This is a genomic window from Phycisphaerales bacterium AB-hyl4, assembly GCA_041821185.1.
GTDB classification, from domain to species: Bacteria; Planctomycetota; Phycisphaerae; order Phycisphaerales; family Phycisphaeraceae; genus Natronomicrosphaera; species Natronomicrosphaera hydrolytica.
Genome location: JBGUBD010000001.1, coordinates 347,870 through 373,180 on the forward strand (window position 1 = coordinate 347,870; position 25,311 = coordinate 373,180).

Annotated in this window: 19 protein-coding genes; 12 read left to right on the forward strand and 7 right to left on the reverse strand. The window is 58.9% G+C overall.

The window, feature by feature from the left end:
* Window positions 1–80: 80 nt before the first annotated feature.
* From ACERK3_01435 to ACERK3_01445, 3 genes are all read right to left on the reverse strand, one after another.
* Window positions 81–1,538, reverse strand: coding sequence for a protein kinase (locus ACERK3_01435; GenBank protein ID MFA9476945.1), 1,458 nt, complete (start codon window positions 1,536–1,538; stop codon window positions 81–83).
* Window positions 1,539–1,894: 356 nt separating this feature from the next.
* Window positions 1,895–2,791 (reverse strand): restriction endonuclease, encoded by an 897-nt coding sequence (locus ACERK3_01440; GenBank protein MFA9476946.1) that lies wholly within the window; start codon window positions 2,789–2,791, stop codon window positions 1,895–1,897.
* A 180-nt stretch (window positions 2,792–2,971) separates the two neighbouring features.
* On the reverse strand, window positions 2,972–5,335 hold the full coding sequence (locus ACERK3_01445; GenBank protein MFA9476947.1) for an AAA family ATPase: 2,364 nt from the start codon (window positions 5,333–5,335) through the stop codon (window positions 2,972–2,974).
* Between the two features lie 653 nt (window positions 5,336–5,988).
* On the opposite strand from ACERK3_01445, the gene ACERK3_01450 reads away from it, so the two are divergent.
* The 3 genes from ACERK3_01450 to ACERK3_01460 are packed head-to-tail and all read left to right on the forward strand — an operon-like array spanning window position 5,989 to window position 11,505.
* Window positions 5,989–6,819 (forward strand): ImuA family protein, encoded by an 831-nt coding sequence (locus tag ACERK3_01450; protein ID MFA9476948.1) that lies wholly within the window; start codon window positions 5,989–5,991, stop codon window positions 6,817–6,819.
* A gap of 13 nt (window positions 6,820–6,832) precedes the next feature.
* A complete protein-coding gene (locus tag ACERK3_01455; GenBank protein MFA9476949.1) occupies window positions 6,833–8,275 on the forward strand; it encodes a DNA polymerase Y family protein in 1,443 nt (480 codons plus the stop codon).
* Window positions 8,212–11,505, forward strand: a complete 3,294-nt coding sequence (locus ACERK3_01460; GenBank protein MFA9476950.1) for an error-prone DNA polymerase — start codon at window positions 8,212–8,214, stop codon at window positions 11,503–11,505. Before ACERK3_01455 ends, ACERK3_01460 begins: the two co-directional genes overlap by 64 nt.
* Before the next feature lie 33 nt (window positions 11,506–11,538).
* On the opposite strand, the gene ACERK3_01465 is transcribed toward ACERK3_01460, so the two are convergent.
* The gene (locus tag ACERK3_01465) at window positions 11,539–11,901 is read right to left on the reverse strand and encodes a hypothetical protein (GenBank protein ID MFA9476951.1); all 363 of its coding nucleotides are present in this window, start codon (window positions 11,899–11,901) and stop codon (window positions 11,539–11,541) included.
* A 332-nt stretch (window positions 11,902–12,233) separates the two neighbouring features.
* Between ACERK3_01465 and ACERK3_01470 the strand changes: the two genes are divergently transcribed.
* From ACERK3_01470 to dcm, 3 genes are all read left to right on the forward strand, one after another.
* Window positions 12,234–12,488: a hypothetical protein gene (locus ACERK3_01470; GenBank protein MFA9476952.1), complete on the forward strand. Its 255-nt coding sequence runs from the start codon at window positions 12,234–12,236 to the stop codon at window positions 12,486–12,488.
* On the forward strand, window positions 12,485–12,769 hold the full coding sequence (locus tag ACERK3_01475; GenBank protein ID MFA9476953.1) for a hypothetical protein: 285 nt from the start codon (window positions 12,485–12,487) through the stop codon (window positions 12,767–12,769). The genes ACERK3_01470 and ACERK3_01475 overlap by 4 nt, the downstream gene beginning before the upstream one ends.
* A 570-nt stretch (window positions 12,770–13,339) precedes the next feature.
* Window positions 13,340–16,666, forward strand: coding sequence for a DNA (cytosine-5-)-methyltransferase (dcm, locus tag ACERK3_01480; protein ID MFA9476954.1), 3,327 nt, complete (start codon window positions 13,340–13,342; stop codon window positions 16,664–16,666).
* Here the strand turns inward: dcm and ACERK3_01485 are convergent.
* Together ACERK3_01485 and ACERK3_01490 are read right to left on the reverse strand one after the other, a co-directional pair.
* Window positions 16,663–18,219: a hypothetical protein gene (locus ACERK3_01485; protein ID MFA9476955.1), complete on the reverse strand. Its 1,557-nt coding sequence runs from the start codon at window positions 18,217–18,219 to the stop codon at window positions 16,663–16,665. The two genes, dcm and ACERK3_01485, sit on opposite strands and share 4 nt — an antisense overlap.
* Window positions 18,220–18,242: 23 nt before the next feature.
* Window positions 18,243–18,458 (reverse strand): helix-turn-helix domain-containing protein, encoded by a 216-nt coding sequence (locus tag ACERK3_01490; GenBank protein MFA9476956.1) that lies wholly within the window; start codon window positions 18,456–18,458, stop codon window positions 18,243–18,245.
* A gap of 806 nt (window positions 18,459–19,264) precedes the next feature.
* Between ACERK3_01490 and ACERK3_01495 the strand changes: the two genes are divergently transcribed.
* From ACERK3_01495 to ACERK3_01505, 3 genes are all read left to right on the forward strand, one after another.
* Window positions 19,265–20,317, forward strand: coding sequence for a hypothetical protein (locus tag ACERK3_01495; GenBank protein ID MFA9476957.1), 1,053 nt, complete (start codon window positions 19,265–19,267; stop codon window positions 20,315–20,317).
* 79 nt (window positions 20,318–20,396) lie between these two features.
* On the forward strand, window positions 20,397–20,741 hold the full coding sequence (locus ACERK3_01500; GenBank protein ID MFA9476958.1) for a DUF1580 domain-containing protein: 345 nt from the start codon (window positions 20,397–20,399) through the stop codon (window positions 20,739–20,741).
* Window positions 20,742–20,975: 234 nt separating this feature from the next.
* Window positions 20,976–22,280, forward strand: a complete 1,305-nt coding sequence (locus ACERK3_01505) for a hypothetical protein (protein ID MFA9476959.1) — start codon at window positions 20,976–20,978, stop codon at window positions 22,278–22,280.
* Between the two features lie 66 nt (window positions 22,281–22,346).
* On the opposite strand, the gene ACERK3_01510 is transcribed toward ACERK3_01505, so the two are convergent.
* Window positions 22,347–22,547, reverse strand: coding sequence for a zinc-binding dehydrogenase (locus ACERK3_01510; GenBank protein MFA9476960.1), 201 nt, complete (start codon window positions 22,545–22,547; stop codon window positions 22,347–22,349).
* Here ACERK3_01510 and ACERK3_01515 point away from each other — a divergent pair.
* The 3 genes from ACERK3_01515 to ACERK3_01525 all read left to right on the forward strand — a co-directional run bounded on the left by ACERK3_01515 (window position 22,540) and on the right by ACERK3_01525 (window position 25,075).
* Entirely contained in the window at window positions 22,540–22,752 is a 213-nt protein-coding gene (locus ACERK3_01515) for a hypothetical protein (protein ID MFA9476961.1), read from the forward strand. The genes ACERK3_01510 and ACERK3_01515 overlap by 8 nt on opposite strands.
* 84 nt (window positions 22,753–22,836) lie before the next feature.
* The gene (locus tag ACERK3_01520; GenBank protein MFA9476962.1) at window positions 22,837–23,133 is read left to right on the forward strand and encodes a hypothetical protein; all 297 of its coding nucleotides are present in this window, start codon (window positions 22,837–22,839) and stop codon (window positions 23,131–23,133) included.
* A gap of 643 nt (window positions 23,134–23,776) precedes the next feature.
* Window positions 23,777–25,075 carry a hypothetical protein gene (locus ACERK3_01525; GenBank protein ID MFA9476963.1) on the forward strand — a complete coding sequence of 433 codons (1,299 nt, stop codon included), beginning with the start codon at window positions 23,777–23,779 and terminating at the stop codon, window positions 25,073–25,075.
* The last annotated feature ends 236 nt before the right edge of the window (window positions 25,076–25,311 follow it).

Sequence of the window (25,311 nt, forward strand, 5' to 3'; positions counted from 1 at the left end):
CGTATGTACAGCAGGCATTCTGACACGTAAATCGGCATGAGACTATTCGGCGGTGCTTTTTTAAAAGCCTTGATACAGGGTCATCGCTGACGCTGAATCAGCGCGTGGAGCTCACCTAAAGCCATCTCAAGTTGGCCACAGAGGTCGCTGGAGATCTGTTTGACGGTCGCCGCTAAGGCGGCGCTGCCCGTTGGCTCAATACAGTGGGTACCCCACAACGTTTTATGGTGATTGAATGGTACGGGCGGATTTGCATCAATTCGAGCGATCCCCGGTGTTGAACTTTCGCGGTTCGTTAGTCGTCCTGTCGATAAGTAGAGGGTTAGGCATATCTCAGTGGTTGAGTCAGCAAACGCAACGGCATGAATCTGCACAGCCAGTGCCTCGAACAATCCGCCTGCTCCCTGGCAGTAACATCCATATGTCATATTCACGGTCGAGAGGCGATCCTCGCGGCGTGTGACAATTGTCTGCGACTGTCCTGGTGCGGTTGGGAGCTTTCTAAGCGACCAGTCCTTGGCTCGCTTCCCATGAGCTACTGATGCGGCTTGCTTGAGGAACCATTCCACACCAGGCTGGAGCCGGTCAAATGCAGTGTTGGCTGCTTTCTTCGACTCTTCGTGTTCAGTAACCTTTGCCCGCGACGCCGCAGAAAATGCAGCAAATCGTTTTTTCATATCCTCAAGATGTGCCGGCTTCTTGTCATCAGGCATCGACACTAGCTCCATCCATTTCGTCAACTCTTTATGCATCTCAACAATAGTTGGCCGATTCTCTGGCGCAGTACGTGTTGCCACGTCAAGCAGATACTCGATGAGTCGCACTTCTGCGTGCGAGCAGTACGTTCCCAGCCGCAAACGGCTATCGCCGATGTCGAGGCGACCAGGAAGCGGCCATTTCTTGTCAGCAGCCAACACCCACAACGTCTTTGCAAAGGAGTACACATCACCAGGCCGGGCATCAACGTCTGCGGCGTCGCCCAATAACTCAGGTGCGACAAAAAGTGCTGGCCCCATTCGTTCATCAGGTGTCGTCACGTCGAGCTTGCCGGGAAAATCGACGAGCCCAAAATCGCTGAGAACAGGTCTGCCATCAAGAGAAAGTATGTTGTCAGGTTTAATATCACGATGCGCTGCTCCATCGCCGTGTAGCCGAACCAATGTCTGGGCCACCGGTATCAGAATGCCGACTACAACCTCTAAGCGAGATCGTGATGGATCCATGAGAGTCGAGATTGAGGTAGCGAGTGGCATAACGTACCAAGGTCGATCCTCTTCGCTCGGACTTTCTGGAAGATGTTGATCGAGGATTGGCATGATTCCATCATTCCCGTTTGATAAGACGAATGTCACCTCGTCCCGAAAGCGCTGATAGCGTTCAAAGCCAAACCGATGTGGGTTTAACAGTTTTATTGCACGAGTAACGTCGTTTTCGTCAATGTGCTGAACCTTCCAAACCCTCGAGTTCCCACCCCGGCTTACCTCGTTAGAAATGATTTCCCACGGCCCGAACCGATTTCCCTGTTTTACCTTGGCCATTGCTATTCTCCAATGAGGATAAGATGGACTTCTTGCCCGAATCGAATTTTAACCATGAAAGCAGACTGTTTAACCGTGTAAACGTTAATCACACCCCAGCTGGACATTAAAAGGTGATCCCACCCTTTCAACTTCGACGAGGCGGGATTGCGTGGTAGTTGATTGGGTGGGGATGGTTGCCTCAGCCTTGCACTGACTTGCCGCGGTGTTGAGTCGATAGGCAAGACACGTGTCGGCGACTGTTGTACGTCGCGATGCAGGATCGGTTGCAGAACCGGGGTTCGCCGTCGACTGTTCCCATTGGGCGCACGTCCAGATTGTCTGGCCTTTCTTGCTCATGCTTTGGCGGTCTCCAATCAGGTCATGGCCTTCGTGGAGCGGCACGCGGGGAAGGTTGTGCAGCCCCAGAAGGATTTGCCGGCGTGCTTGCCCTGCCGGGCCGTTCGTTGCACCATCGCGGCACCACACGCGGGGCATGGTGCCGTGGCATCGGTCCCCGGGTCCGGCGGCTGGGCCGACGGGGCCGGCGTCGCTGCTGGCGCAGCCGGTTTGTCTGGCATGTGTTGAACGCTGGCAATCAGCTCGGCCAGCTGGGGGCCGTCGATTACGCGGATGCCGTTGGCCTCGGCAAAGGCGGTGGCCTCGCGCGTCAGCTGGCCGCTGGTGGCCAGGACCACTTCATCCGCCTGTTGAGCCACCTGCACGCCGAGTAGCTCGCGCACGATCTTGACGCCGACTTTCCACGACTTCCACTGCTTGGCCTGCACCAGCGTCCGTCGGCCGGCCTTCTCCAGAACCAGGTCAACGCCGCCATCGGCGCCGGCCGCGGTGATGTACACGCGGTAGCCCTGCCAACGGAACGCCTCGGCCAGCAGCTGCTCGAAATCCTGCCATGAGAGGGCGCGGATGCTGTCGATGCCGGTCTGGCGGTCGAGGCGGCGGGCGTCGACGGCCTTCCGGACCAGCGCGGCGAGCCACAGCACGGCCACGAAGCCGGCGGCGAACGGCGCGAGCATGGCGGAGACGTCGCTCACGATGCCGAAGAACTGCTGGAGGAACGGCTCGGTATCCTCACCGCTGAGCAGGTTGAGCACGCCCGGCACCACCCACGCGAAGAGGATCCACGCGATCAGGATGCACGGCGGCCCCACCCACCACGGCATCGCGCGGAGGAAAGCGAACAATCCATCCAGAAAACGATCAGCGTCCGATTTACGTCGCGGCATCAGGATCCCCCAGTTACTTGCGATCATCAACAGGTCGCGCGGGATAGCGAGTTGCGTGAACCGGCCATTTCATATACTTCCCATTGAACATCTGCGTTATTACTCCCATCTTTCCGCGCATCGTTGCAAGGCTCCGGCACCGTCCCCCGCAACGACATCTCTGATGCCGGAGTGTGAGGTTAGATTCCCATGGCATTCCTGCGGTGTTTACGTGGGCTGGCATTGCTTACACATACGCCGCTTATGCTCTGAATCCATCCCTTCAATTAACTGAAGCAGCGCGTCGGCAGCATCCTTTGTCTCTTCTACAGTCATGCTGGACGTGGAGACCAGATCCTCGATATTGTCACCGTGCGATTCAACGTGCGCAAGCCGCTCCAGCGCACGAATCCGCATCTCATCCATCATGATTGCGGAGGCATCCCGCGCGACCTGGTCGACCTTACTACTTAATCCGTCTGGCCCCGGCAGTTTGAAAGCCAGAAATACCTCTAACACCTTTCGTAGCACGTTTGGCATTACGAAGAAATAATTCGCGCGTTCTTCTTCGGACGATAGGAACCTCAGAATCATATGAAACAAGAAATGATATTCGGACTCATAGTCACGCAGATGCTTGGGCAGCTCCACAATCCTCGATCGACGTGACTTGCTGCCGTTCGGCTGTACGGTATCAATGAAAAACATTGCCGCAGTTGCGTCGTTAACATCCTTGCCTCGTCTTGCCATCTCATTCTCGGTGTTTCTCCGCATCCATTTTTTAACCTCATTCATTACCTGAACACTATGTGTCATGACAATCAATTGCGCGACATTGTTCAGGGATCGAATCATTCCGCACGCGTAGTTCATCGACCGCGTGTCGAGACTTGAGATAGGATCATCTAAAACAACAACGAGGTTATTCCGTCTTCGCCCTTCGCCTTCAAGCATCACAAAGAAATAGCAGAGGGTGATCGCATTCTTTTCACCTTCACTTGGTGGTCCCACGATGACTTTGCCATGTCGCCGTATCTCGTACCCGTTCTCATTAGCGGCGATTTCAAGCTCTTTGTGTCCCAGATATCTGTAGATCATTACGTTGATGTGTACTGCTGCCGGACCATGCTGACGCATCTGCTGTGCAAGCTCGTCAATCTCCTCTTCAAGCACACGGCTACGAGCACGAAGTCTTTTGCCAAGCTGCTCCGCTCTGGCGGCCGCTTGCTTCAGATCGAAATACTTGGAGTACTCTTCTGCCAAGTAATGCTTTTTTATTGCAGCATGAGCTTGTTCAACATTCTCTGCAAACCTGTCATGCTCGTGATTGTGGGATTCGACAATCACGTTGAACGCATCGACCGAGGAGCTGAATTCTTCCCACCATTGTTCAGCCAACGACTGGCTCGGCAGTTCGGCGCCATCAAGACGGACATGTGGTGATTGAATCTTTGTGTCGGCCAATTCAATGGCCCGTTTCACGTATCCTCGGCCGGCACCTATTTGTGATTTTAGGTCGCTACGGATGGCAGTGAAATGCACCCGCTGACTCTCCACAAGATCATTTGGCGACGGAAGTGTCGACGTCAATTTGTCGAGTTCGTCGAGCAGTGACTCGGCTCGCTGTTTAAATGCCCGAATGTTATTGGTCATATCGTCATAGCGATCATCAATGGCTGCTTCGAGTGTCTGGAGCCGATCAGGAGGCAACTCGGAGCCGCAGAACAGGCATGACGTGAGCTGTTGATGGCTGTGGTACTCTAATCCGTGTTTCACCCACGGCACCATCGCTTCGTGATGCTGAAGTGCTTCGAGTGAGATCGTCCCAAGCGTCATGTGTGCGATGGCATGCAGATCCTTTACCAGCGCATGTAGGCTAATGGAGGGGTGAGGTAACGGTACGAGCTTTGGCAATGGGGCGTCTTGTTTTATTACCCCACGCACAGATGCGAGCTCATCATCGGCGATCAGGTTGTTCACAGCCGGCTTGTATTCCTTGTAGTCGAAGGTAAGGTTGGTGGCGATGTAACGTCGCCCCAAACCTAACTCGTTCGCTATTAGCCGGGCACGTTCGGTTTTATGTTCGGAGAACTCCTTGTCTACATGACGGAATATCGACATGACACGTTGTTGGCGACGATTTATTAAAACCTTCCTGGCTTGTTTTGTTTCGATTGCCTCAGAGAGGTGCTTCTGTTCTTTGCTCAGGTACAGAATGGGGGCGGCTTCGCCCTCGATCCAGCGAAAATTCTGTGCGACAAAATCCGTGTTGAAGACCAAAACGCGTTCGGCGAACTCTGGATTAAGTGAATCTGGGCGTAGAGTGGTGCCGTCGGTCAACTTTACTGTGAAGTCGCTCGTTTTTGACCACGTTTCATGACGTTGTCCCGTACCGAGACATCCAAGCACCCGTGATAGAGTTGTCTTACCGCATCCATTAAAGCCGTATATAAGATTATGCTTGCGCAACACTGGCACCTGCGACGAGGCGGTGTACCCGGGGAACACAGGGAGCTCGGTTAGTGCTTCAATCCTCTGAATGCTCGAACGCTGCATAACGATCGACCTTTCCATGAATGCGATGCTGGTCATGACTCTGTGACTTGAAGCAGGCAATGCAACCAGTAGGTTTCCAGCGAGTTGTTGATGTCAGCTGAAATGCAGTAGAGATGCACGCTTGTTGACGCCGGGTGACAGCTGTGGGTCTGTCGACAGATCGCCTTCATTGGTTGTAGGTCGACCACCGGGGCCGTTTTTCGACAACCACCTGTATAAGCGAAGTAATCCGCCTCCTGCCGCAACTTCCATGGGGTTGGGGATGATCGCCGAAGGTTGGATTCTGCGAAACTATGACGGCTCGTATGGTTTGAGAGCACATCGCCAATTGCCACGCAGCGAACAGGGGTATCTACGGACTGCCAGCAATGGTTAGCCGGGGTCGTGGCCCACATAGATAAGAACGCACGCCCCCCTGATGTCCCCCTGCGGAAGTTCATGTTGCCGATTCTAAGCCAAGTTGGCTTTTCTTGCCGCAATCGACCTTAGACGAATGTCGTCAGTGGCCGCTTGGGCCACGGTTCGAACCAAATAGTGTGATGGCTTTAGTCCAGCAAGAACGGGGGCGTTAAGTTTTATTGTGTCGACAACTGACTTTTCGCACAACAGTTGCGGTTATTGACGTGGCTGAGAAGGTCGGGTTGACCTTGACACCTCGATAGTATTGTACTACCTAACTTATACCGTACATGCGTGCCGTTCCTCACGATCTTGTGCAGTTGACCGAGCGGGTTCGAGCGATCGAACAGGCCGGCGGTGGCGGTGGCGCTTCAGCTTCGCAGGTCGTGACCGGCTGGACGGCGGTGGATGCGGCGCTGGGCGGCGGGCTGGTGGCCGGGGTGGTGCACGAGTGGTTTGGCGGGGAGCCGGCGGGGCCGGGGCAGGCGGCGGACGAAGCCCCACCGCTGACGGTGCTGATGCACTTGGCTCGGCAGGCGATGGGCGGTGGGCCGCGCGGGGGTTGGTGTGTGTGGGTGGGCCGGGGGTGCTGGCCACATCCGCATGGGCTGGTGGATGAGCAGGCGGCCGTGCTGGAGCGATGCCTGTGGGTGGATCCGCCGACGGCGGCGTTTCGGGTGTGGGCGATCGACCTGGCGGCGCGGTGTGCGGGGGTGGCGGTGGTGGTGGCCGATGGCAGTGGGCTGGACATGGCGGCGACGCGGCGGCTGCAGCTGGCGGCGGAGGCGGGCGGGACGTTGGTGTTGCTGGCGCGGCCGGCGAAGGAGCGGGTGAAGCGGTCGGCGGCGAGCACGCGGTGGGCGGTCACGCCGGCGGTCAGCGACACGAACACGCCGCGGTGGGAGTTGGCATTGTGGCGCTGCAAGGGTGTGCAGCAGCGGGTCGGCCAGGAGGGCCAGCAGACAGTGTGGTGGCTGGAAGGAAAACACACCCGTGGGAAAGGTCTTGTCGTTATACCTACCGCACCTGACGATCGACCGCCCCCGGAAGTTGCACCCTCGGAAGCTGCCGAACCAGGCCCGGCATCGCCTTCCGTCGAGGCAAGGCAGCGGCGGGCGTAGCGACGCGTCGCCGATGTTGCTGACGCGGGCAGAACGCGGGCGCGAGGTGGTGGTGCAGGCGTGTCGGCGGTCACAGCGCTGTGGCGTGACCGTGGGCATGAGCGTGGCGCATGCGCGGGCGCTGCTGCCGGTGGAGGTGGTGGTGCAGCCGCACCAGCCGGCGCGGGATGCGGCAATGCTGGCGGCGCTGGCGCGGTGGGCGCAGCGGTTTACGCCGGTGAGCCAGGCGGATCCGCCGAATGGGCTGCTGCTGGAGATCAACGGCTGCGAGCACCTGTTCGGCGGGACGCGGGCGATGCTGCGGCAGGTGGTCACGCAGATGAGTCGGCTGGGCGTGCAGGGGCACGGGGCGACCGGGCCGACGGTCGGGTGTGCGTGGGCGCTGGCGCGGTTTGGTCGAGCGGGCGCAATAGTCGAATCGCCGGCGGAGGTGGCCAAGGCGCTGGCGACGTTGCCGGTGCGGGCGCTGCGGGTGGAGCCGGCGGTGGTCAAGGCGCTGCACGCGGTGGCGGTGGAGACGGTCGGGCAGGTGATGGCACTGCCGCGGGCATCGTTGGGCGAGCGGTTCGGGTCGGCGTTGCTGTTGCGGCTGGACCAGGCATTGGGCGAAGCGTTTGAGCCGGTCGAGCCGAGTCGGCCGCATGAGCCGGTGCAGGTGACGCGCGACATCGCCGGACCGGTGAAGCAGTTGGAGGCGATTCTGCAGTGCGGGCGGGAGCTGGTGGAGGCGTTGTGCGAACAGTTGGCCCAGCGTGAAGCGGGGGTGCGGCATCTGCGGCTGCACCTGGCGCGGATAGATGCGCAGGATCTATATGAGGAGTTGACGCTCAGCCGGGCGTCGCGCGAGGTCCGTCATCTGTGGTCGCTGTTGAGGCCGCGGCTGGAGCGCGTGCACCTGGGCTTCGGCATCGAAAGCATGACGCTGTATGCGGTCGCGACGGTTCGCCTGCCGCACCAGCAGAGCGCATCCGCGCATGGCCAGGGAAACGTCGACGAAGGTGCGGCGACGCAGGCGATCGGGGAGCTGGTCGATCAATTGACGTCCCGCTTCAGCGCGGAACGGGTGTCGATGGTGCAGCCGACGGCGACGCATGTGCCCGAGCGGGCGTTCGGGCATGGGCCGGTCACGCTGGCGGCGCGGCAGTCGGCCGGGGAAGTGCCGATCGTGGATGCCGATCGGCCGACGCGGCTGCATTCCGTGCCGCAGCCGGCGCAGGTGGTGCTGCTGTCGCCCGAGGGGCCGGTGATGACGATGGGCTGGAGCAATACGCGAGTGCGCATCGTGACCAGCCTGGGGCCGGAGCGGATCACACCGCGCTGGTGGCTCGTCGGTGAGGCGGGGCGCCAGCCGGCACCGCGCGACTACTACAAGGTGCAGGATGAACGTGGCCGATGGTGGTGGCTTTACCGCCAGGTCGGCACGTCGAACTGGTTCGTGCACGGGAGGTGGTGCTGATCATGCCCGAGCCGGCCGAGCCGAAGCTGCGCCCCACGTTGCATGGCCACCACGCCCACGCCGGTGAGGTGCCCTATGCCGAGCTGGTGGTCACAAGCAACTTCACGTTCCTGCAGGGGGCGAGCCATCCCGAGGAACTCATCGAGCAGGCGGCTCAGCTGGGCTATCGCGCCCTCGCGATCACCGACACGAATTCGCTCGCCGGCGTGGTGCGGGCGCATGTCGCGGCGAAGCAGGTGAGCCTGCCGCTGGTGGTGGGCTGTCGATTGGTATTGAGCAGCGAGGGCCTCGACGTCGTCAACACGAGCGGGTTGCACGTGCTGGTCTACCTCACCGACCTGGCCAGCTACGGCCGACTGTGCCGGTTGCTCACGCTCGGCAAGCGCCGCGCCCCCAAAGGCGAATGCCACCTGAGCCTGCACGATCTGCTCGACCATCACGCCGGCCTGCTTGCGGTGCTCGTGCCGCCGAAGGTGATTGACGAGCACATGGTGGCGGTGACCCGCGGGCTCAAGCAGACCTTTGATCGTGACCGCCTCTCCATCGCCGCCGCGATCGGCTACCACCAGCATGACGCCGATCGACTGCGACAGATCGCAACGCTGTGCGAACACGTCGGCGTGCCGATGGTGACGAGCAACGACGTGCTCTACCACACGCCGCAGCGCCAGCCGCTGCAGGATGTGCTCACCTGCATTCGTGAAGGCTGCACGATCGAGCAGGCTGGGCTGCGCCTTGAGCCCAACGCCGAGCGCCACCTCAAGCCACCGCAAGAGCTGGCTCGCCTGTTCGCCGAGCACCCGCATGCGATCCGGCGCACGGCGGCGATCGCCGAGCGCTGCGCCGGCTTCAGCCTCGATCAACTCCGCTACCAGTACCCGCACGAGGTCGTGCCGGCCGACCGCACGTCCATGCAGCATTTGAGTGAGCTGGTGCAGGCAGGCGCATCGCAGCGCTACCCGCAGGGTGTGCCGGCCAAGGTGCAGGCCCAGCTCGCTCACGAGCTGAAACTCATCGCCGAGCTGAACTACCCGCACTACTTCCTGACCGTGCACGACCTGATCGGCTTCGCGCAGCAGCGCGGCATCCTCTGCCAGGGGCGGGGCGCCGCGGCCAACTCGGCGGTGTGCTACTGCCTGGGCATCACGGCCGTGGACCCCGAGCGCATCGACGTGCTGTTCGAGCGGTTCGTGAGCAAGGAACGCGATGAGCCGCCGGACATCGACGTCGACTTTGAGCACGAGCGCCGCGAAGAGGTGATCCAGTATCTCTACGGCAAGTACGGCCGTGACCGGGCGGCGCTGACCGCCGAGGTCATCACCTACCGTGGCCGCAGTGCCGTGGGCGAGGTGGGCAAGGCGCTGGGCTTCTCGCTGGACGCGGTGGATCGCCTGAGCAAACACATGGGCGGCTATGGCCACGAAGCGCTCACCGCGAAGCAGCTCAAGCCGCTGGGCTTCAATCCAGGTGACCCGACCGTGCAGCGCCTCATTCAGCTCACCGGCGAACTGATGGGCTTTCCCCGCCACCTCTCCCAGCACGTCGGCGGCTTCGTGCTCACCGACGCGCCACTGTGCGAACTGGTGCCGATTGAGAATGCGGCGATGGCCGACCGTACCGTCATCGAGTGGGACAAAGATGACATCGACGCGCTGGGCATGCTCAAGGTCGACGTGCTCGGCCTCGGCATGCTCACCGCGATCCGCAAATGCTTCGATCTGGTCGAGCAGCACCATGGCCGCCGGCTCACACTCGCCAGCGTGTTCCAGCAAGAGCCGCGCGAAGACTCGGCCGTGTACGCCATGATCAGCCGGGCCGACACGGTGGGCGTGTTTCAGATCGAGAGCCGGGCGCAGATGTCGATGCTGCCGCGCTTGCGGCCGCAGTGCTTTTACGACTTGGTCATTCAGGTCGCGATTGTCCGGCCCGGCCCGATTCAGGGCGACATGGTGCACCCGTACCTCCGACGACGTGATGGGCTGGAGGACGTGACCTATCCCGACGACACCGCCCGCGCGGTGCTGGGCAAGACGCTGGGCGTGCCGCTGTTCCAGGAACAGGTGATGGCGCTGGCCGTGCGCTGCGCCGGGTTCACGCCCGGCGAGGCCGACGCGCTTCGCCGTGCCATGGCCGCGTGGAAACGCAAGGGCCACCTCATCCACCGCTTCCGCGACAAGTTCATCCAGGGCCTGCTCGATCGCGGCTACACCCGCGACTTCGCCGACCGCTGCTTCCAGCAGATCCAGGGCTTCGGCGAGTACGGCTTTCCCGAATCCCACGCCGCCAGCTTTGCGCTGCTCGTCTACGTCAGTGCCTGGCTGAAACACCACAACCCCGCCGCGTTCACGTGCGCCTTGCTCAACAGTCAGCCCATGGGTTTCTACGGCCCCTCGCAACTGGTGCGCGATGCCAGGCAGCACGACGTCGATGTCCTGCCCATCGACATCCACCACAGCCAGTGGGACTGCACCCTCGAAGCCGCTCGCGCCCCAGCGCAGCCCGCCCTCCGCCTCGGCCTGCGCCTGGTCAAAGGTCTGCGCGAAGACGAAGCCCACCGCCTGACCACTGCGGTCACGCACCACGGCCAATTCCACAACCTCGATACGCTCTGGCGCACCGCCAACGTGACCACCCGCACGCTCCGCGCTCTCGCCGAGGCCGACGCCTTCCGCTCCATGGGCCTCGACCGCCAGCAGGCTCTCTGGCAGGTGTTGAAGCTGCGCGACACACCGGCGCCGCTGTTTGAGCGCGACACGACGCATACCGAACCCGCCGACCGTGCCGACGCGCTGCCCGCCGTCCCGCCGCTGCGCCAAGTCACCCACGACTACGCCAGCACCGGCCTCTCACTCAAGCAGCACCCGATGCACTTCCTCCGCCACGCGTTTGACCGCATGCACGTCACCACCGCCGACGAACTCGCCGACGAACAACGTTGGCCGCACCACACCCCCATCACCGTCGCCGGCCTGGTCACCATCCGCCAGCGCCCCAGCACCGCCCGCGGCGTCATCTTCCTCACCCTCGAAGACGAGACCGGCTCGTGCAACCTGGTCGTTCGCCCCAAGGTCTACGAACGCTGCCGCGTCGCCGTCCGCACCGCCATGCTCATCTTCGTCCGCGGCCGGGTCGAACGCCGCGGCCAGGTCGTGCACATCAACGTCCGCTCCGTGCAGGACCTCACCGCCAGTGTCCACAACCTGCAGGCCCGGTCACGGGATTTTCATTGATCTGGGGCTGTGGTATGCGAGACTTCAGGTTGCTTACGCGTTTCCGTCGGTCGCGAGAAGCCGATCCAACTTTTCTTCGATTCGCGTCAATTGTGATGTGAGGGTATCCACCTCCCGCTGCAACTCATCGAGCTTTGGCAGCACCAAGTCGCGCAAGGCTCGGCGCGTGTTGAGCCGGCCGGCGATGCCTGTATTCTGAATGATCCAGTCGCGGTCCGGAAGATTGGCCGGCAGGTCGCGGGTGTGATCGTACATGTGAAACCGGTAGACGCCGTCTGGGTCGATGTTTTCACCCTTTCGAAGGGACTTCTTCAGGGGCTTGCGGGTCTGAAGGGCGCCGAAAACGGTGCCGTCCTTCAGTCCAAATGCGACGTAGTGGGCAGGGCGCGTTCTCATGATCGTTGCTCCTGTTGATGTTTTCGGCCTGCCGAGCCGATGGTAATACTGTTGAGAATTCGTTCGCTCTTGCGTACGATCCTCGTCGACAATTTGATGCCAACTCGCTTGGCAGCGAATCGCCCGGTGGTCACGAACTACCACTCCAGCTTTGGCTGGGACCATCGAACCTGGGCGGTCCGTTGAGGGGCTGGCTCCGCGCATGTTGTTTCGTGCGGGGTCCAGCGCCCGGCGGACGTACTCGGTTCGATGCGCTGTGGTAGGCGCGTGACCTCGGGTCGTCCGTCGGACACTGGATCCCGTTTTTTCATGCGCCTTCCGGAGCACCCATCATGAGCGAATCGTCCCCTCCCACCGGCCCCTCCTTACCTGCTGATCGACATGAGCTGGCCACGCTGCGCGTGCTGCTGAGCCTGCCACCCGAGGTGTTGCAGGGCTTTGCCCCGCAGCAACCGCCCGAACACGTCGACCGCTACCTGCGCCAGGCTTCGAAAGCCGAGCTCGACTGGCTGCTGGTTGATGTGCTGCACCAGTTGCGCCTGCGCAACGTGAATCGGCATCAGCACAACGGGAGGGCCGGGCGATGAACAAGCCGCAACTGATCTGTCTCTGGATCGGCATTGCCCTGATCGTCCTCGCCGGGCTGCTGCCACCGTGGGTGGAGGTGTACGACGATGGGCAGGTCCAAGCGGGCAAGGCCATCGGTCACGCCTGGCTGTTCGCGCCGCCCGAGCCTGGCTACAGGGACGCGGGGATGCACCTGGACTACGGCCGATTGCTCCTGATCTGGCTGATCGTCGCCGGCGTGACCGGCGGCGCTATCGCCAGCTTCCGCCACTGGCAGCCGCACAACGAAGCCGATCGCTAACCATAGCCGTGCATCGCCCGCCGCCTCCACGACCAATACCTGCTCAACGGCCTGTTGCCAATTTGCTTCGGCTTTCACTATCTGACCCTGCAGGCCCTCGCAACTTGGTTGCGGCCGAGGAGAGTACGCGACACGCCTAGCTGGCCGTAAAGATCATCGGGCAAGGCGGCTTTCAGCTTGACCTGACTTTAGTTCACCTGTAGTTGACCGCGACCTCCGCGTCAGCAGTCACGCCTACCTCGGCCTGGCCGCCTGGGCGGCGGTAAGCGGCGCATCCCAGAGACCTTTGACAGGTGACTCAACCTGGTGCAGAATGATGCCCGGTGATGAGAGGGCGCAGATGATGCATAGCGAGCACGATCATAAAACTTCCGGTCGACTGACTGTCTCTTTGGGGCCGGGGCACCGTAAGGCGCTAGAGCGAATCGCTCGCCATAACGGAGCAACGCTGGCATTCGTTGTCCGGTACGCGCTCAACGAGTTCGTAGAGAGCCATCAGAATCCACAGTTGCGGCTGGAGTTCCCGGGGAACGAGTCAGAGCGACGACTTAACAGTAACGAGACTTAAAGATGACACAGGTTTCCCCTCCACCGACGCGGGTCATCTCGAAGCCATTTGTTGCAAACCAAACTTCTTTCGTTAGTCGTCTAGAAGCGATCTCAAGGCTTGAGCTAGATCGTGAAGCGAAGAAGTTACGGAGCGCATTCGCAGCAGACTACGCTAAGGAGTTTCTGAATCAATACGATCCTGGTGTCGCGAGCATACAGGTGGCGCAGTCTATCTTTGGCCCGCACGCCCAAGACTATCCCTCTGATGATCCGATCCGAACGCTGGCGTTCAATCTGTCTGTGACCGAACTCTTAGTGAGACAGTTATGGGCCGATTACCGTGGCGATGATCGAACACCATTTCTAACTGCTCGCTTGATCGAGTTGTGTGGGTACTCTCTGTTTGAGCCTTTTAACACGGAAAGAGGCCCCAAGACCTTTCTTGCGGCTTCCAAACGCCGTGGCTACTTTTTCACACCTCCGCTTGTCGCGGGGTTAATAGTACAACGCGCGCTCGGTGGTCGTGAAGCAGTGAGCCACCTCCTAGACCCTGCTGCCGGAGCAGGCTCACTCCTTGCGGCAGTTTGCTTCGCTGCCGCCGAGGAGAGAGTAGCAATCAAGCACATCACCGCTATCGAAATTGACCATTTTACCGGCCGGCTGCTGCAGACCGCACTCGAACGACTAGTCACCGTTCATAACCTGAATGCTGAACTATCAGTTCTGCGACGCGACGCGATTGCCCACTTGCACCAAGAATACAAGTCCGGGCAACGTAATTACGACTGCATTGTGATGAATCCGCCATATGGGCGAATAAAGTTTCTCAAGAACTCTCTAATCAATGGCGAAACACGCACAAGCGAACGGGAGAGGACACGCGACCAACAGGCCGAGCATTGGCAACATTTGGTGAAGTCACAAGCCGCCGAATGTAAACGAATATCCGGAAACTTGGGCTTAGGGGAAGGAGCCCAAGATTACCAGCGCCTATTCGCCGGGTTGGCAATGAACGTTTTACGTGCAGATGGCCGCTTGAGTTGGATTGCGCCTAGCTCATGGCTTGGTGACCGCGAGTCAGTGTTGTTGCGACGGCAGATTCTTGATTCCAAGTCTCTTGAGTCAGTCTTGGTGGTTCCTGAAGATGCCGGCCTGTTCGCAACCGTAAACCAGCCGACAGCGATAGCGACGGTTGCCCCCAGCCCAAGCCGTAGTAGCTTTCTCGTACAGATTGCAACCTCCAACAATTTGAACGATACAGATGAGCACGAGACCGAGTACAAGACCATGGCAGAGCTTGATGCTCGACAGATGCGGATCCCAAGAGTTCCCCACAAGATGCATGAGATTTACGAAAAGCTTCAAGAATTTCCTCGGATCCAAGACATCGCTGATTTACGGAATGCCCGCGGCGAACTGGACCAGACGCTTGGCAAGCACGTCGCCAGTGACATGCCTACGGCAATGCGCCTGGTTCGCGGCGATCACATTGAACGATATGTTCTACGGCCGCCTGAGTCATCAGGACGGTCTAGTTACGTTTCGGTGCCTCGACTTCGGGAGTATATCGGGAATGGACCGAAGTCCTCTGATATTCGAAAGCCTCGCATCGCGAGCCGACAGTGTTCATACATGAAGAAGGCGCGCAGACTTAGCTTTGCACTTGTGCCACCACAAACTGTGTTGGGCAACTCGTGCAACTATATATGCAGCAAGTCCGGCAACATAATCAACGAGGAGTATCTTTACGCGCTATGCGTTGTGCTGAACAGTGCGGTCATGGAATGGTATTTTCGTATATTTAACAGCAATAATCACGTCGCAAATTATGAAATAGACGACTTCCCTTGCCCCCTGCAAGATGCTGACACGATAACGAGCCTTGCTGTAGTAGGTAGGCATTTCCATGATTTATATCAGCATAACAACAATGCAGGTAAAACACCGGCGGCATCCGAGGACGTGGCAGAGGCGCTCGTAGCAGAGGCATTTGGTTTATCTGAATCTCAAACACGGCTGATTCTGGAGCGCATTTGTCCCGAGCGGGCTGACTATATTTCATATCTAGTCACGCTGCTGAGGCAGAACAACCGCGTAAAATGCTCAATCGGTGGGGTGGGTCGACAGCAACATGTGGCATCCAGGCTGTCGGCGCTTGATCATCGAGTAATCGAACACATTCCGCAGGGAGGCAACTGGCAAGATATTCCAGAGGACGTCCCTTCGAAACGATTAGAGCAGATTCGTGCAATGTCGAAAGAGCGAGGGGTCGTGCGAACAACATATTATGGACGCTTACGCCCTGACCAGCCTGCATATACAATCGCTACGTACTACAACCGGCCGGGCAACGGAACGAATATTCATCCTTGGGAAAACCGGACGTTAAGCAATCGTGAAGCGGCTCGCTTGCAATCCTTTCCTGACAGCTATTGGTTTATTGGGACCGATGGGAGTGTAAGAAAGCAAATCGGGAACGCCGTCCCGCCGCTTCTCGCATATGCGATTGGCACTGAAGTCGGCCGAGGTGAGGCTGGTTTGCAATGCGTCGACCTGTTCGCCGGTGCGGGTGGAATGAGCCTGGGCCTGGAGATGGCTGGCTGGACCGTTGCCGCGGCAGTCGAGTACGACAAGGGAATTGGTGCCACCTACAAATTTAACCGTCCCTGTGAAACGGTATCGAAACCCGGCAGCACTCGAACACTATTTCTCGATGAGGATCTGTCAACCGAGAGTGCGCGGTCCCGTACAATCAACGCCATTAAGTCAAAGCTAGGGGCAAAGCCGCTATTCGCACTAGTAGGTGGCCCACCATGCCAAGGATTTTCTCACGCTGGTTGGCGGCTAGATGATGATGCTCGCAATGATCTTGCAGTCGGCTTCATGGAGTTTGCACAAGCCCTACAGCCAGAAATTGTCATTCTAGAGAATGTGGAAGGTCTCCTTAGCTATAAGCAAGGGCAGGTGGTGCGCGATCTACTGGCAGCGATCCAGGATCTCGGCTATGACATTGATGGTAGTCCGTGGCTGCTTCGGGCTGAACAGTATGGCGTGCCGCAAATGCGCAGACGCGTATTCTTGATAGGGTGCCGAAGCTGTCGGAAGATTGTGCCCCCGATACCGTTTCTTAGCCAGTGTCGTGGTCGACGCGAAGTGGCGGACACAGAAAATCTTTTCGGGTCGCAGCCGTATCCGGTTACGGTTGCTGAAGCGCTCGTCGACTTGCCTGCCTTGGTAGAGAAGAAGAGCAATGCTTGTGGATCGCGAATTGTGCGATCTTACTATTCAGCATGGGCCCGCGGGCTCATGTCCGTTCAGGATCTTCGGGCTCATCTCAGCAGCGGTTAAGGTAATTCAACTGCTATCGCAATCTGCGCCAGTATTTCATCAATCCTTTCCCTTAGCTTTCGATCTTCAGACCGATCTCTTCGACGGTTGAGCAACGACCTAATCTGGAGCTCTTGTTGCCCAACGTCGCCGATAGAAATCGCTTTGCACCACTCCTCATCAAGTCCGTTTCGCGGCAGATTCGACGCGTCTGAAAGAATGCCCTCCATTAAGTCCCACGCTGTTGCGGGGAGTGGCCGCAATCTTCTGCCATCTATTTTTTTCTTGGCGTAATCCGGCAACGACTCAAATGCAATACGTACTGAGCGTGCCGCTAGGCTTTGACGATTAGGCGTTACAGTCGTACTGGCCGCTACATTCGTAAACGTGAGCTTCGCGGGGTCGAATCCGCTGAACGTGTGGGTCAAATAGGCATGTTCCGGATGAAGCATTGCGCTCAGAAATCGGACATGTCCCGCCTCCATTAGACGGTGGAGTAGCCGCAACGAGTAATCTTGCAATGCTCGAAGCCACGCGCTGAGCTCTTCCGCCTCGCCGTCGGTCGCCACCTTCAGCTTGTACCGATCCCAGAGGGGACGCACCTGCCAGCTAGCCACGGTAGTGCCGGTTTGCTGCTCGTGGGCCACTAAGAGTTTCACGTCCTGTCGTCGCATCCGGCGATTCTTCGAGCTATTGCAGCCGCGACAGGTCGGCACAAACAGTGATAGTTGCCGAAAGCCACAAGCAAGTGGCCCCACGTGATCAGGGCTCACCTTGGCCACTTTCTTCAGGCAGATGGCACAGGTTCCCCGCCCTGCTTTATTGTATACCGCGTCAGCTAGTGCCCAGTTACCTTCCGCCCACCACTGAAATGCCCGACGATCATGCGCGTAAGTTCGCATGTTAGCGTCCGAGCGACCGGGGTCATTTTTCTTGCGACACGTCACCGAACAGTAATCATGAATCCCGTCAAGCCGATAGGGAGGATTTCCCATAAACCCGGGGCTTAACCTGCCGGTGCGAATGTGAGCCGATGCTTCGAAGGCATCGGCAGTCACTCCATGTTCGTCAAAATAGGATTTTCGAGAGCCAAACCATCCCTGCATGCGCTTTTCAATCTCTTCCGCCGGCCACACTTTCGCTAGTTTCACGAGTGCGGCCGAAATGGACTCACCTTTACTAAATAATTCTCTCCCTACGGCACTGTTTAGATCCGTCGTGAAGCGATAATTCAAATAGAAATAGCCGATGTTCCGTTCTTCGCCACAGATGAGGCAGTGGCGGTATTTCGTCGGGTGGATTTGCCGGGCCGCATTCGTTAGCCGATCGTTGCTATCACCTTCGCCTGTAAGCCCGAGTTCATCCGCTTTCTTGATCCACCATTCTTTACGGGCTGTGAAATATTTATAAAAGCTCGTATTCTTCCCTGAGCTCACCTGCCATACTGGCTTTCCATTCTCCGATACCGCACCGGGCATACCCGCGTACGCCGGGTGTGCTACGATCATCTTCTGATACTTGACGTATCCTTCGTGGTGATCAAACTTGCCCCGTCCATATTTTGGCTGTGTCATGACTGGCCCTTGTCGGCGATAAGTTAAACATCTTCCAAAAGTTCGCTCAGTGACAACTCGAACGCGTCTGCCAATTGAGCAACCACATGTAGAGTGGGGTTACGTTTCCCGCGTTCAAGATCGCCCACGTAGTTCCGATGGAGATCCGCCGCGTTCGCCAAGCCCTCTTGCGTCCAACCTCGTTCGGAGCGAAGCCTGCGAATGGCCGTGCCGAACCTGTCTAGAAGTGCGTCTTCCATGTGTGACCACTAGTATGGTCACATAAAGAAGACGGTCTACACTCTATGAGTGGCATTCGAGTCCTGACGATAATGGCGGCCCGAGATGCTCCGTGGGGTTGCCCGGGCGCAAGCCCTGGCCGCTGTGCGACAACGGAGCGCGGTCAAAGGCTGGATGGGCTCAGACTTGTTCGAGACCAGTATGGAACGGGGGTAACCGACACGATCCTTCGGCGATGCACTGGTTCGCATGCGAGGGGAATCGACAGCCCTCCAACACCCTGCGAGCTTGGTGCATAACAACCGCTGGCCGGGACACCTCGTCCGTTTCCTGAACCGCGTGACTGTCCAGACCTCGGTGACCTGGATCCGATTCAAAACTGACGAAAGCATTGAGCTCGCCAACCCTGACCCAATCGCCGGGATCTGAATCTGAGTCGATCGGCCCTTACGAATACCTGAAACACCGCAGGATGCAGCCGATTGCTCTGCGCGAGCTCTACGTCCGGCCGCCACTTGGCACCAACCTTGGGCGAAAACGTTACATTGCGTAAGTTGCCAGCTGCCGAAGCTCCGGAGGCGTGCCCCGCAATGCCCTGCCGAAGGCAAGGAGAGCGTCGCGGGACCTCAGCAGCCGCGTGATGTCTGCGACGGCCACGGGCGGGAAGTGAATCTTTCGGTCACACCGGCTGGTGGGCACGTGGCCGGGGATATATTCGAACCGCCGGCCGTGGGGTGATTCCCCACGCCTCGCCTTGGTTGGAGGTGATCGCCACCGTCGTTTCCATATCCCGCCGTGACCGGCAACCAGTCATAAGGAATGTAGCATGTCTACTGATTCAACCACGGCGGCCGAAGAGCTATCCAAGCTGATTCAAGCTTTGGCCAACGACGTTGATCGGTTGCGTCGGCATAAGGCAGTGGCCGAGGAAAGCCGCCGGATGCGACTCCAGCGGGATAGACCCTCAGGTGTCGAGCATTCGGACGATGCTTACGACTCGGCCTACCGCACGCACCTCAACGGGCACGTACAGTTAACACCGGACGAGCAAAATGCGTGCTCCATCGCCCCTGATTCTGGGAAGCAACCTTCGTCCGAAGATGGTGCCTCAACGCCCCGGGCGGTATGGGATGAGAAGCGGCAATTGTGGGTTCATCACGGGAAACCTCACGCGCCACATCCACCGAAGCAGGATGGCCCCCCGCCGATCGACTGGAGTAGCGAGGATCTGATGGGGGACTTGGGGGCGTCGCTGCTGCGCGAGGACGATGCCTGCGCACCTCCGCCGCGCGAGCATGACGAGGCACGCCCGAGTGCGGCCGAACGGTGGTTTCCTCATCGGGCTTATGTACTCGGAAAGCGGTGCATCCACCTTCTTCACCGGCTCCATAGCACGGCTGGATCCGATCAACTCAAACGTGAGTTAGGGACCAATTGGGGCCATGCGGCCGCCCTGCTTGGAACGCTACGTAGACAGTGTCGCGAGACACAGGCCGCACTCAACAGGCTGACCACTGTCCCGTATGACTGGACTGACACGAGGCCGTGGGTCAGCTTTGACGAAAACTACGCCAACCTGTGGGATACGTGGGGTTCGATAGTTGATCTGGATTCGCTGCGCTCGGATGCACCGCCCTCGCCGCCAAATGAAATTGAGAGGCCGACACGACCAGTTTCTATGAAATACGCTTCCGTGAACTGGTTTGGGTGGGGGCCAGATACACGACAACTCAAAAGCGCCATCGAAGCCGGGACCATTCGGGTTAAGCGCTGCACTCCCAATGGACGTAAATGGTTTTTCGACTTGGATGATGTCGTGCGAATCAACCCGGAAGCAGACGGGGATGCCGACCCTACCAGAGCCGATAGCGCGCAGTAGCGAGCAGCAACGTGCAATAGGAAACACAAATCACGCCGCAACGCTCATAACGCCCCCCAACCCGGCGTAAAAGGGGGATATGAGCGAAAAACACATCCAATCCAGCGGCAAATACATCACCCTTGCCGAAGCCGCCAAGCTGGCTCCCGGCCGTCCAAGTGCCAATGCGGTTTGGCGATGGGCCCGGAAAGGCGTGAAGAGCCGGTGCGGCCATCGCGTCCACCTTCAGCATGTTCGTGCCGGAGGACGCGTTCTCACCACTGCTGAGTGGGTTGAGCAGTTTGCGCGTGACCTGGCCGAAGCCGACGCCGAGCATTTCAGCGCCGCTGAGTTTGGGGGCCATCGGCGCCAGCAAGTTTCGCGTACGCACCGCAATGAGCACGATCAGGCCCGCCAGCGACTCGCTGCGAAAGGACTTATCTGAACCTGTGCCACGCCAATCGCGCCCGGCTGGCAGGCCGTGTGGGCGTGGTCGGCGTATAGGGACTTCTGCAGATGATACAACAACGACCGCGCCGGTCCCAATTCCGGCGAAATCCCGGGCCGCCTTGGCCAACGTGGCGGCGGCCACGCCTGCACAAGCGCCGGCGTGGATGGTGTCGCGTGTGCAAGGCCGAACACTTGCGACAGATGTTGAGCCGGCGAAAGCAGGTGCGAGATGGGTAATGCGAGTTTCGCCGCCCAGAATCGGCATCTTAAGAACGGCGGCCGGTATTTCCCCAGGTGGTTTAAGGAGACCCCGTTCTGGCAAAAGCTCGGAGCCGCCCATCGCGAAATCCTGCGGCAACTGTACGACAGCGTCGCTCACAGCGATACAGTACACCAGGCAAGCGGAATCACAGTGAGGAGAGGCGAGTGGTTAACGAGTTACAAGGCATTGGCGGATAACTCGGGTGCCACCTTCAGCCAGGCGCGTTGTGCCCTGAAGCATGCAGAGCGAGCTGGTGTCATTTCGATCCGAAAGCGATCGTATCGCGTCGGCCCCCACACACAACACTTGTCGCACATAACATGGTACGACTTCGATGCTTACGAGTGGCCGGACAGGGGGCGCGCGCAGAACACTCGCCACAACACCACTCACGACACCCGCCACGACACTCGTCAAAACACTGCGCAACAGAAGGAACCCCCAGTAATAACACCCATTGAGGAACACTCCGGAGAAACCTCCGGAAGTAACGCTCAGCAGCAACCGGCTGCTGCTGTTGGCGATTTCGACTCGCCGCGTCAAACGTCCAGAATTCCCGCGGAGCACCTTCTCAAAGCCTTCGGTGAGTACGGGCTTGAAACTGCCGCGCGCCAGTACTTGGCAGAGAAGCTCCCTCATGTGACAGCCGATGCGATCCACGAGGCAATGAAGGACGTATCCGATCGCGCAGGTATCGGGGCTCGCGTGGACCACTTCCGCCAGAACATAGCGCAGGCTATCGAGTTGGTGGAGCAGAGGCGCGAGGAAGCTGCAACGCTGGAAGCCGAGCGCCGGCGGGTGCTCGCCAGAATCGAAGAATTGAATGGCCAGGCGCAGCGTGCGTGTGATTCGAACCCCGAGTTGGCCCAACCGCCGAATAATCCCGACCTGTTCAAAAAGGCGCTGCACGAACTGGCGCCAGCGGATAAGGCCGTGCTCGCCTCCTATTGGCCGTGGAACGATCAGCATCGCAAAGATGAAGTGATCACGCCGGCGATCAGAAATTCCCTCTTCGCGCGGACCAAAGCCTCCATCGTCTGGGGCAGGCGTGGCGAAGCAGAACGTTGGTTCGACAGCCTGACGGATGAAGAAATAAACAACTACCTCGACCGTTTTGTGGACGAACAGTGCGGTGGTCAGCTTCCGGAACGATTCAGACAGAATCTACGAGGCAAGATTGTTCGCACAATCATCATCGACCACTTTGCTCCGGCCCTGGCTGGAGCGAAACGTAGTGCTCCCGAATGCGTCGCAGCGTCGACTGAGGGGTAACTCAAGGAGGGGGATGAGCGGATACGGAAGGTAGCAAACTCATAAACCGGCCCCGACGGCACCTCATCAGGGCCGTAGGGTGAGCTTGCCGAGAAAGTGCTCGTCCAACATGCGGTGGGCGTCGGCGGCCTGCTCCAGCGAGAAAGTGCGGGCAACATGAACCTCAAACGGACCGGCCTCGATCAGGCGGTTGAGCTTCCCGATTGCCTCCGGGTCCGGCATGCCGTCGTAGCTCTGGGCGCTGACCCCGGCCGGGATCTTGGGCATCCATACTCAGGGGCCGGCGGGGTTGGACAAGCCGTTCAACGAGATGAGCGACTTCGACATCGCTGAGATGCTGGCCGCCGGCAGCATTGAGGTGCCGCCGATGCTCAAGGCCACTGCCCGACAGGTGTACGAAGCGAAGGGCCTGCCGCCGCCTGCGGCGTTTGTCGACGCTCGCCAACCGACCGAGGAGACCACCAAGAGCTAACAGATTCGCCCGCGGCATCGGGCCGACGGGCACGGATGGATCGGTGTTGTTTGTTGATCGCGACTTGCATTAGGAGAACATGACATGACCTTGAAAGCGTTTCTGGATGAAGTTGACCGCGTGTGCCCCATCCTTGAGCTGACGGGTCTCTACGACGAGAAAGGTGAGCGTAACGACACGCCAGGCACGGACCTCGGCGACGCTGCTTACGTGGTACTCAGGAGCTATTACGACGACTACGGCAGCACGCACAGCCAGACCGACCTCCTGCGGGAGGCGGGCAACGGGCTGGAGACACTCGGCGAGTTTCTCCGGTGCGGCGGGGAGGCTCTCATCCAACACGCGAATGGCGAAACCCCGTCGGCACACATCACTCTCTGAATGCTGTCTGTTCCACCTCAACCCGGTGGGTCGGCATGGACCCGCCACCTTCTGCTTGTGTGGATTGCCGGGGCCACCGCGGCTTGGCGACTCTACGCACTTTAGGGGTGCCACGACCTCTCGGGAAATGGGCCTTTGCAGATCATCTGCTCTACACGCCAGCGCAGCCGATCCGATCGCTCCACCACGTCGGCCGAGCGTGAGTTCAATGAGGGCATACCCATGGGTACGGAATCCGTCGAAAACATACCCAATTCCACCTAACATTTGCAAAAGTGCAGTGCGGCGTTTAACCTGATATATATCGGGTTTACGGTACGAAATGGGAGTGGGCATACCCCTAACAGAATCCTCTGATAAGGGTGAGGTCGCAAGTTCGAATCTTGCCGGGCCCATCACTAAACCCCGCAAACCATAAGGTTTGCGGGGTTTTTCTTTGACCTAATTTCGGGGTTTCGGTCAACTGACCTAATCCTTGACCTAATCGCAAACCCGCCTACTCTGAGCCGTATGGCTGAGACGCGACACAAAAAGACCCGGAAGGCTGTTCCCTACCACAAACCAACCCGCCGATACCGGAAGATGATCGAGGGCGAGTACGTGCACTTCTCGCACGCCGGCGAATCCGCAGCGAGCGACCGGAATGGCTACCAAAATTGTTTTGGAACGTTACGAGCAACACATGGATGCCCTGCGAGCCCGACGACGCGTCGCGGAATTGCGAGGCCTCCGCGACGCACTCGGCCAAGTCGGCGAGAACATGAAGAACAGCCAAGCGGCGGCAGACTATGCCGTACTGACCACCGCAGGGCTCGGGGACCAATATCTGGCTGGCCGCATCTCTGAAGCTGCCGGAGGGCTCAGCCCTGAACAGGACAAGATCCTCACCGGCTGGATGGAATCCACCGCTCACGCTAAACCAGACCCCAAAGGGCAGGTCGCCAAAATCGTCGCCGGCTTTCAGGAACACCAGCGACAGCGTCGAAGTGAACACCGGATCGGTGAAAACCGCCTCGGTCAGTTGACCGCCTCCACCGACGCGTTTGCCGATTGGTGCGGCGACCGCCGTTTTACGGACGAAGAGGACGGGAGCAATGAAAGGCTGCTGTCAGACTACCGGGCTCACCTCCTGAGCCGGTCGTTTGCCCCAGCTACTTTCAATACCCATGCCCGGGCGATGAAACAATTTGTGAAGTGGGCCTATAGCGAATACCAGATCCGTCATCTCCCACGCAACATTGACAACGTTTTTCGACTGATCCCCGAGGAAGCGAAACCAAACCCGCTTTCGGTGACGGAGGTTCGTAAACTTTGGCGGTTGGCTAAACCCCAAATGCGGGCATGGATGGCAGTAGCCTTGAATGGGGGCTATTACGGCATCGATATCTCAGTGCTAGAAGAAAGTCATATCAAGGGGGATTTCGCCATAAAACCCCGGGCCAAGACGGCTGTAGCTGTAAAGCACAAGCTTTGGGGCGTGACGAAGCGGTTGATTAAAGAGACGGCGAATAACCACCAGAAGTTGACGTTCAAACGACACCGCCGAGACAAGCCACCAGTGGATTACACTCCCCTATTCATCACCAGGCGGCGGCGTCCGCTGATCCATGAGAATCGTAGCGACGCCATCGGTCAACAGTTTTATAACCTCCGCAAAAAGGTCGGCATCAAGGGCAAGTCATTCAGCAGCCTGCGTGATACCAGCACCACCCTGATTGAGGGAATGATCAAAAAGGGCGAGGCAACCATCGACGACAAAAACAACTTTCTCGCTCACAAGGACGGCTCGATGGCCGCCAGGTACACAGGCGATATTGACCTCGTACACCCCGACTCCATTGACTCCACTCGGCTTGACCAAATCATCGACAAACTGGAAGCCATCTACGAACTGAAACATGGTGAAAACGAGGACTCCAATTCCACGGCGGGAGCAGCATGATGTCGAGTTGATGGGAGGCCGTTCCGAAAAACATGTTTTTGCCTTTCCCCGCAGCAGCACATCCCAAGAGGGGCCTCGAGAATCGCCTGCCATGACCTTGGTAGCTGCCAGGCGGTCACATATTGCCATTCCCCGACCACAATGCGGGGCAGCAACGCGGCAGAACCAAAACAAAAATACGCGACAAATGGGCAACGTCTTTGACGGGCGGAACTTAAACGGAAAGCCCAATATCT

Excerpts from the sequence above, each read along its gene's own strand:
- ACERK3_01435 (MFA9476945.1), bottom strand. The coding sequence starts at position 1,538 with ATGGCCAAGGTAAAACAGGGAAATCGGTTCGGGCCGTGGGAAATCATT.
- ACERK3_01440 (MFA9476946.1), bottom strand. The coding sequence starts at position 2,791 with ATGATCGCAAGTAACTGGGGGATCCTGATGCCGCGACGTAAATCGGAC.
- ACERK3_01445 (MFA9476947.1), bottom strand. The coding sequence starts at position 5,335 with ATGACCAGCATCGCATTCATGGAAAGGTCGATCGTTATGCAGCGTTCG.
- ACERK3_01450 (MFA9476948.1), top strand. The coding sequence starts at position 5,989 with ATGCGTGCCGTTCCTCACGATCTTGTGCAGTTGACCGAGCGGGTTCGA.
- ACERK3_01455 (MFA9476949.1), top strand. The coding sequence starts at position 6,833 with ATGTTGCTGACGCGGGCAGAACGCGGGCGCGAGGTGGTGGTGCAGGCG.
- ACERK3_01460 (MFA9476950.1), top strand. The coding sequence starts at position 8,212 with ATGGTGGTGGCTTTACCGCCAGGTCGGCACGTCGAACTGGTTCGTGCA.
- ACERK3_01465 (MFA9476951.1), bottom strand. The coding sequence starts at position 11,901 with ATGAGAACGCGCCCTGCCCACTACGTCGCATTTGGACTGAAGGACGGC.
- ACERK3_01470 (MFA9476952.1), top strand. The coding sequence starts at position 12,234 with ATGAGCGAATCGTCCCCTCCCACCGGCCCCTCCTTACCTGCTGATCGA.
- ACERK3_01475 (MFA9476953.1), top strand. The coding sequence starts at position 12,485 with ATGAACAAGCCGCAACTGATCTGTCTCTGGATCGGCATTGCCCTGATC.
- dcm (MFA9476954.1), top strand. The coding sequence starts at position 13,340 with ATGACACAGGTTTCCCCTCCACCGACGCGGGTCATCTCGAAGCCATTT.
- ACERK3_01485 (MFA9476955.1), bottom strand. The coding sequence starts at position 18,219 with ATGACACAGCCAAAATATGGACGGGGCAAGTTTGATCACCACGAAGGA.
- ACERK3_01490 (MFA9476956.1), bottom strand. The coding sequence starts at position 18,458 with ATGGAAGACGCACTTCTAGACAGGTTCGGCACGGCCATTCGCAGGCTT.
- ACERK3_01495 (MFA9476957.1), top strand. The coding sequence starts at position 19,265 with ATGTCTACTGATTCAACCACGGCGGCCGAAGAGCTATCCAAGCTGATT.
- ACERK3_01500 (MFA9476958.1), top strand. The coding sequence starts at position 20,397 with ATGAGCGAAAAACACATCCAATCCAGCGGCAAATACATCACCCTTGCC.
- ACERK3_01505 (MFA9476959.1), top strand. The coding sequence starts at position 20,976 with ATGGGTAATGCGAGTTTCGCCGCCCAGAATCGGCATCTTAAGAACGGC.
- ACERK3_01510 (MFA9476960.1), bottom strand. The coding sequence starts at position 22,547 with ATGCCCAAGATCCCGGCCGGGGTCAGCGCCCAGAGCTACGACGGCATG.
- ACERK3_01520 (MFA9476962.1), top strand. The coding sequence starts at position 22,837 with ATGACCTTGAAAGCGTTTCTGGATGAAGTTGACCGCGTGTGCCCCATC.
- ACERK3_01525 (MFA9476963.1), top strand. The coding sequence starts at position 23,777 with ATGGCTACCAAAATTGTTTTGGAACGTTACGAGCAACACATGGATGCC.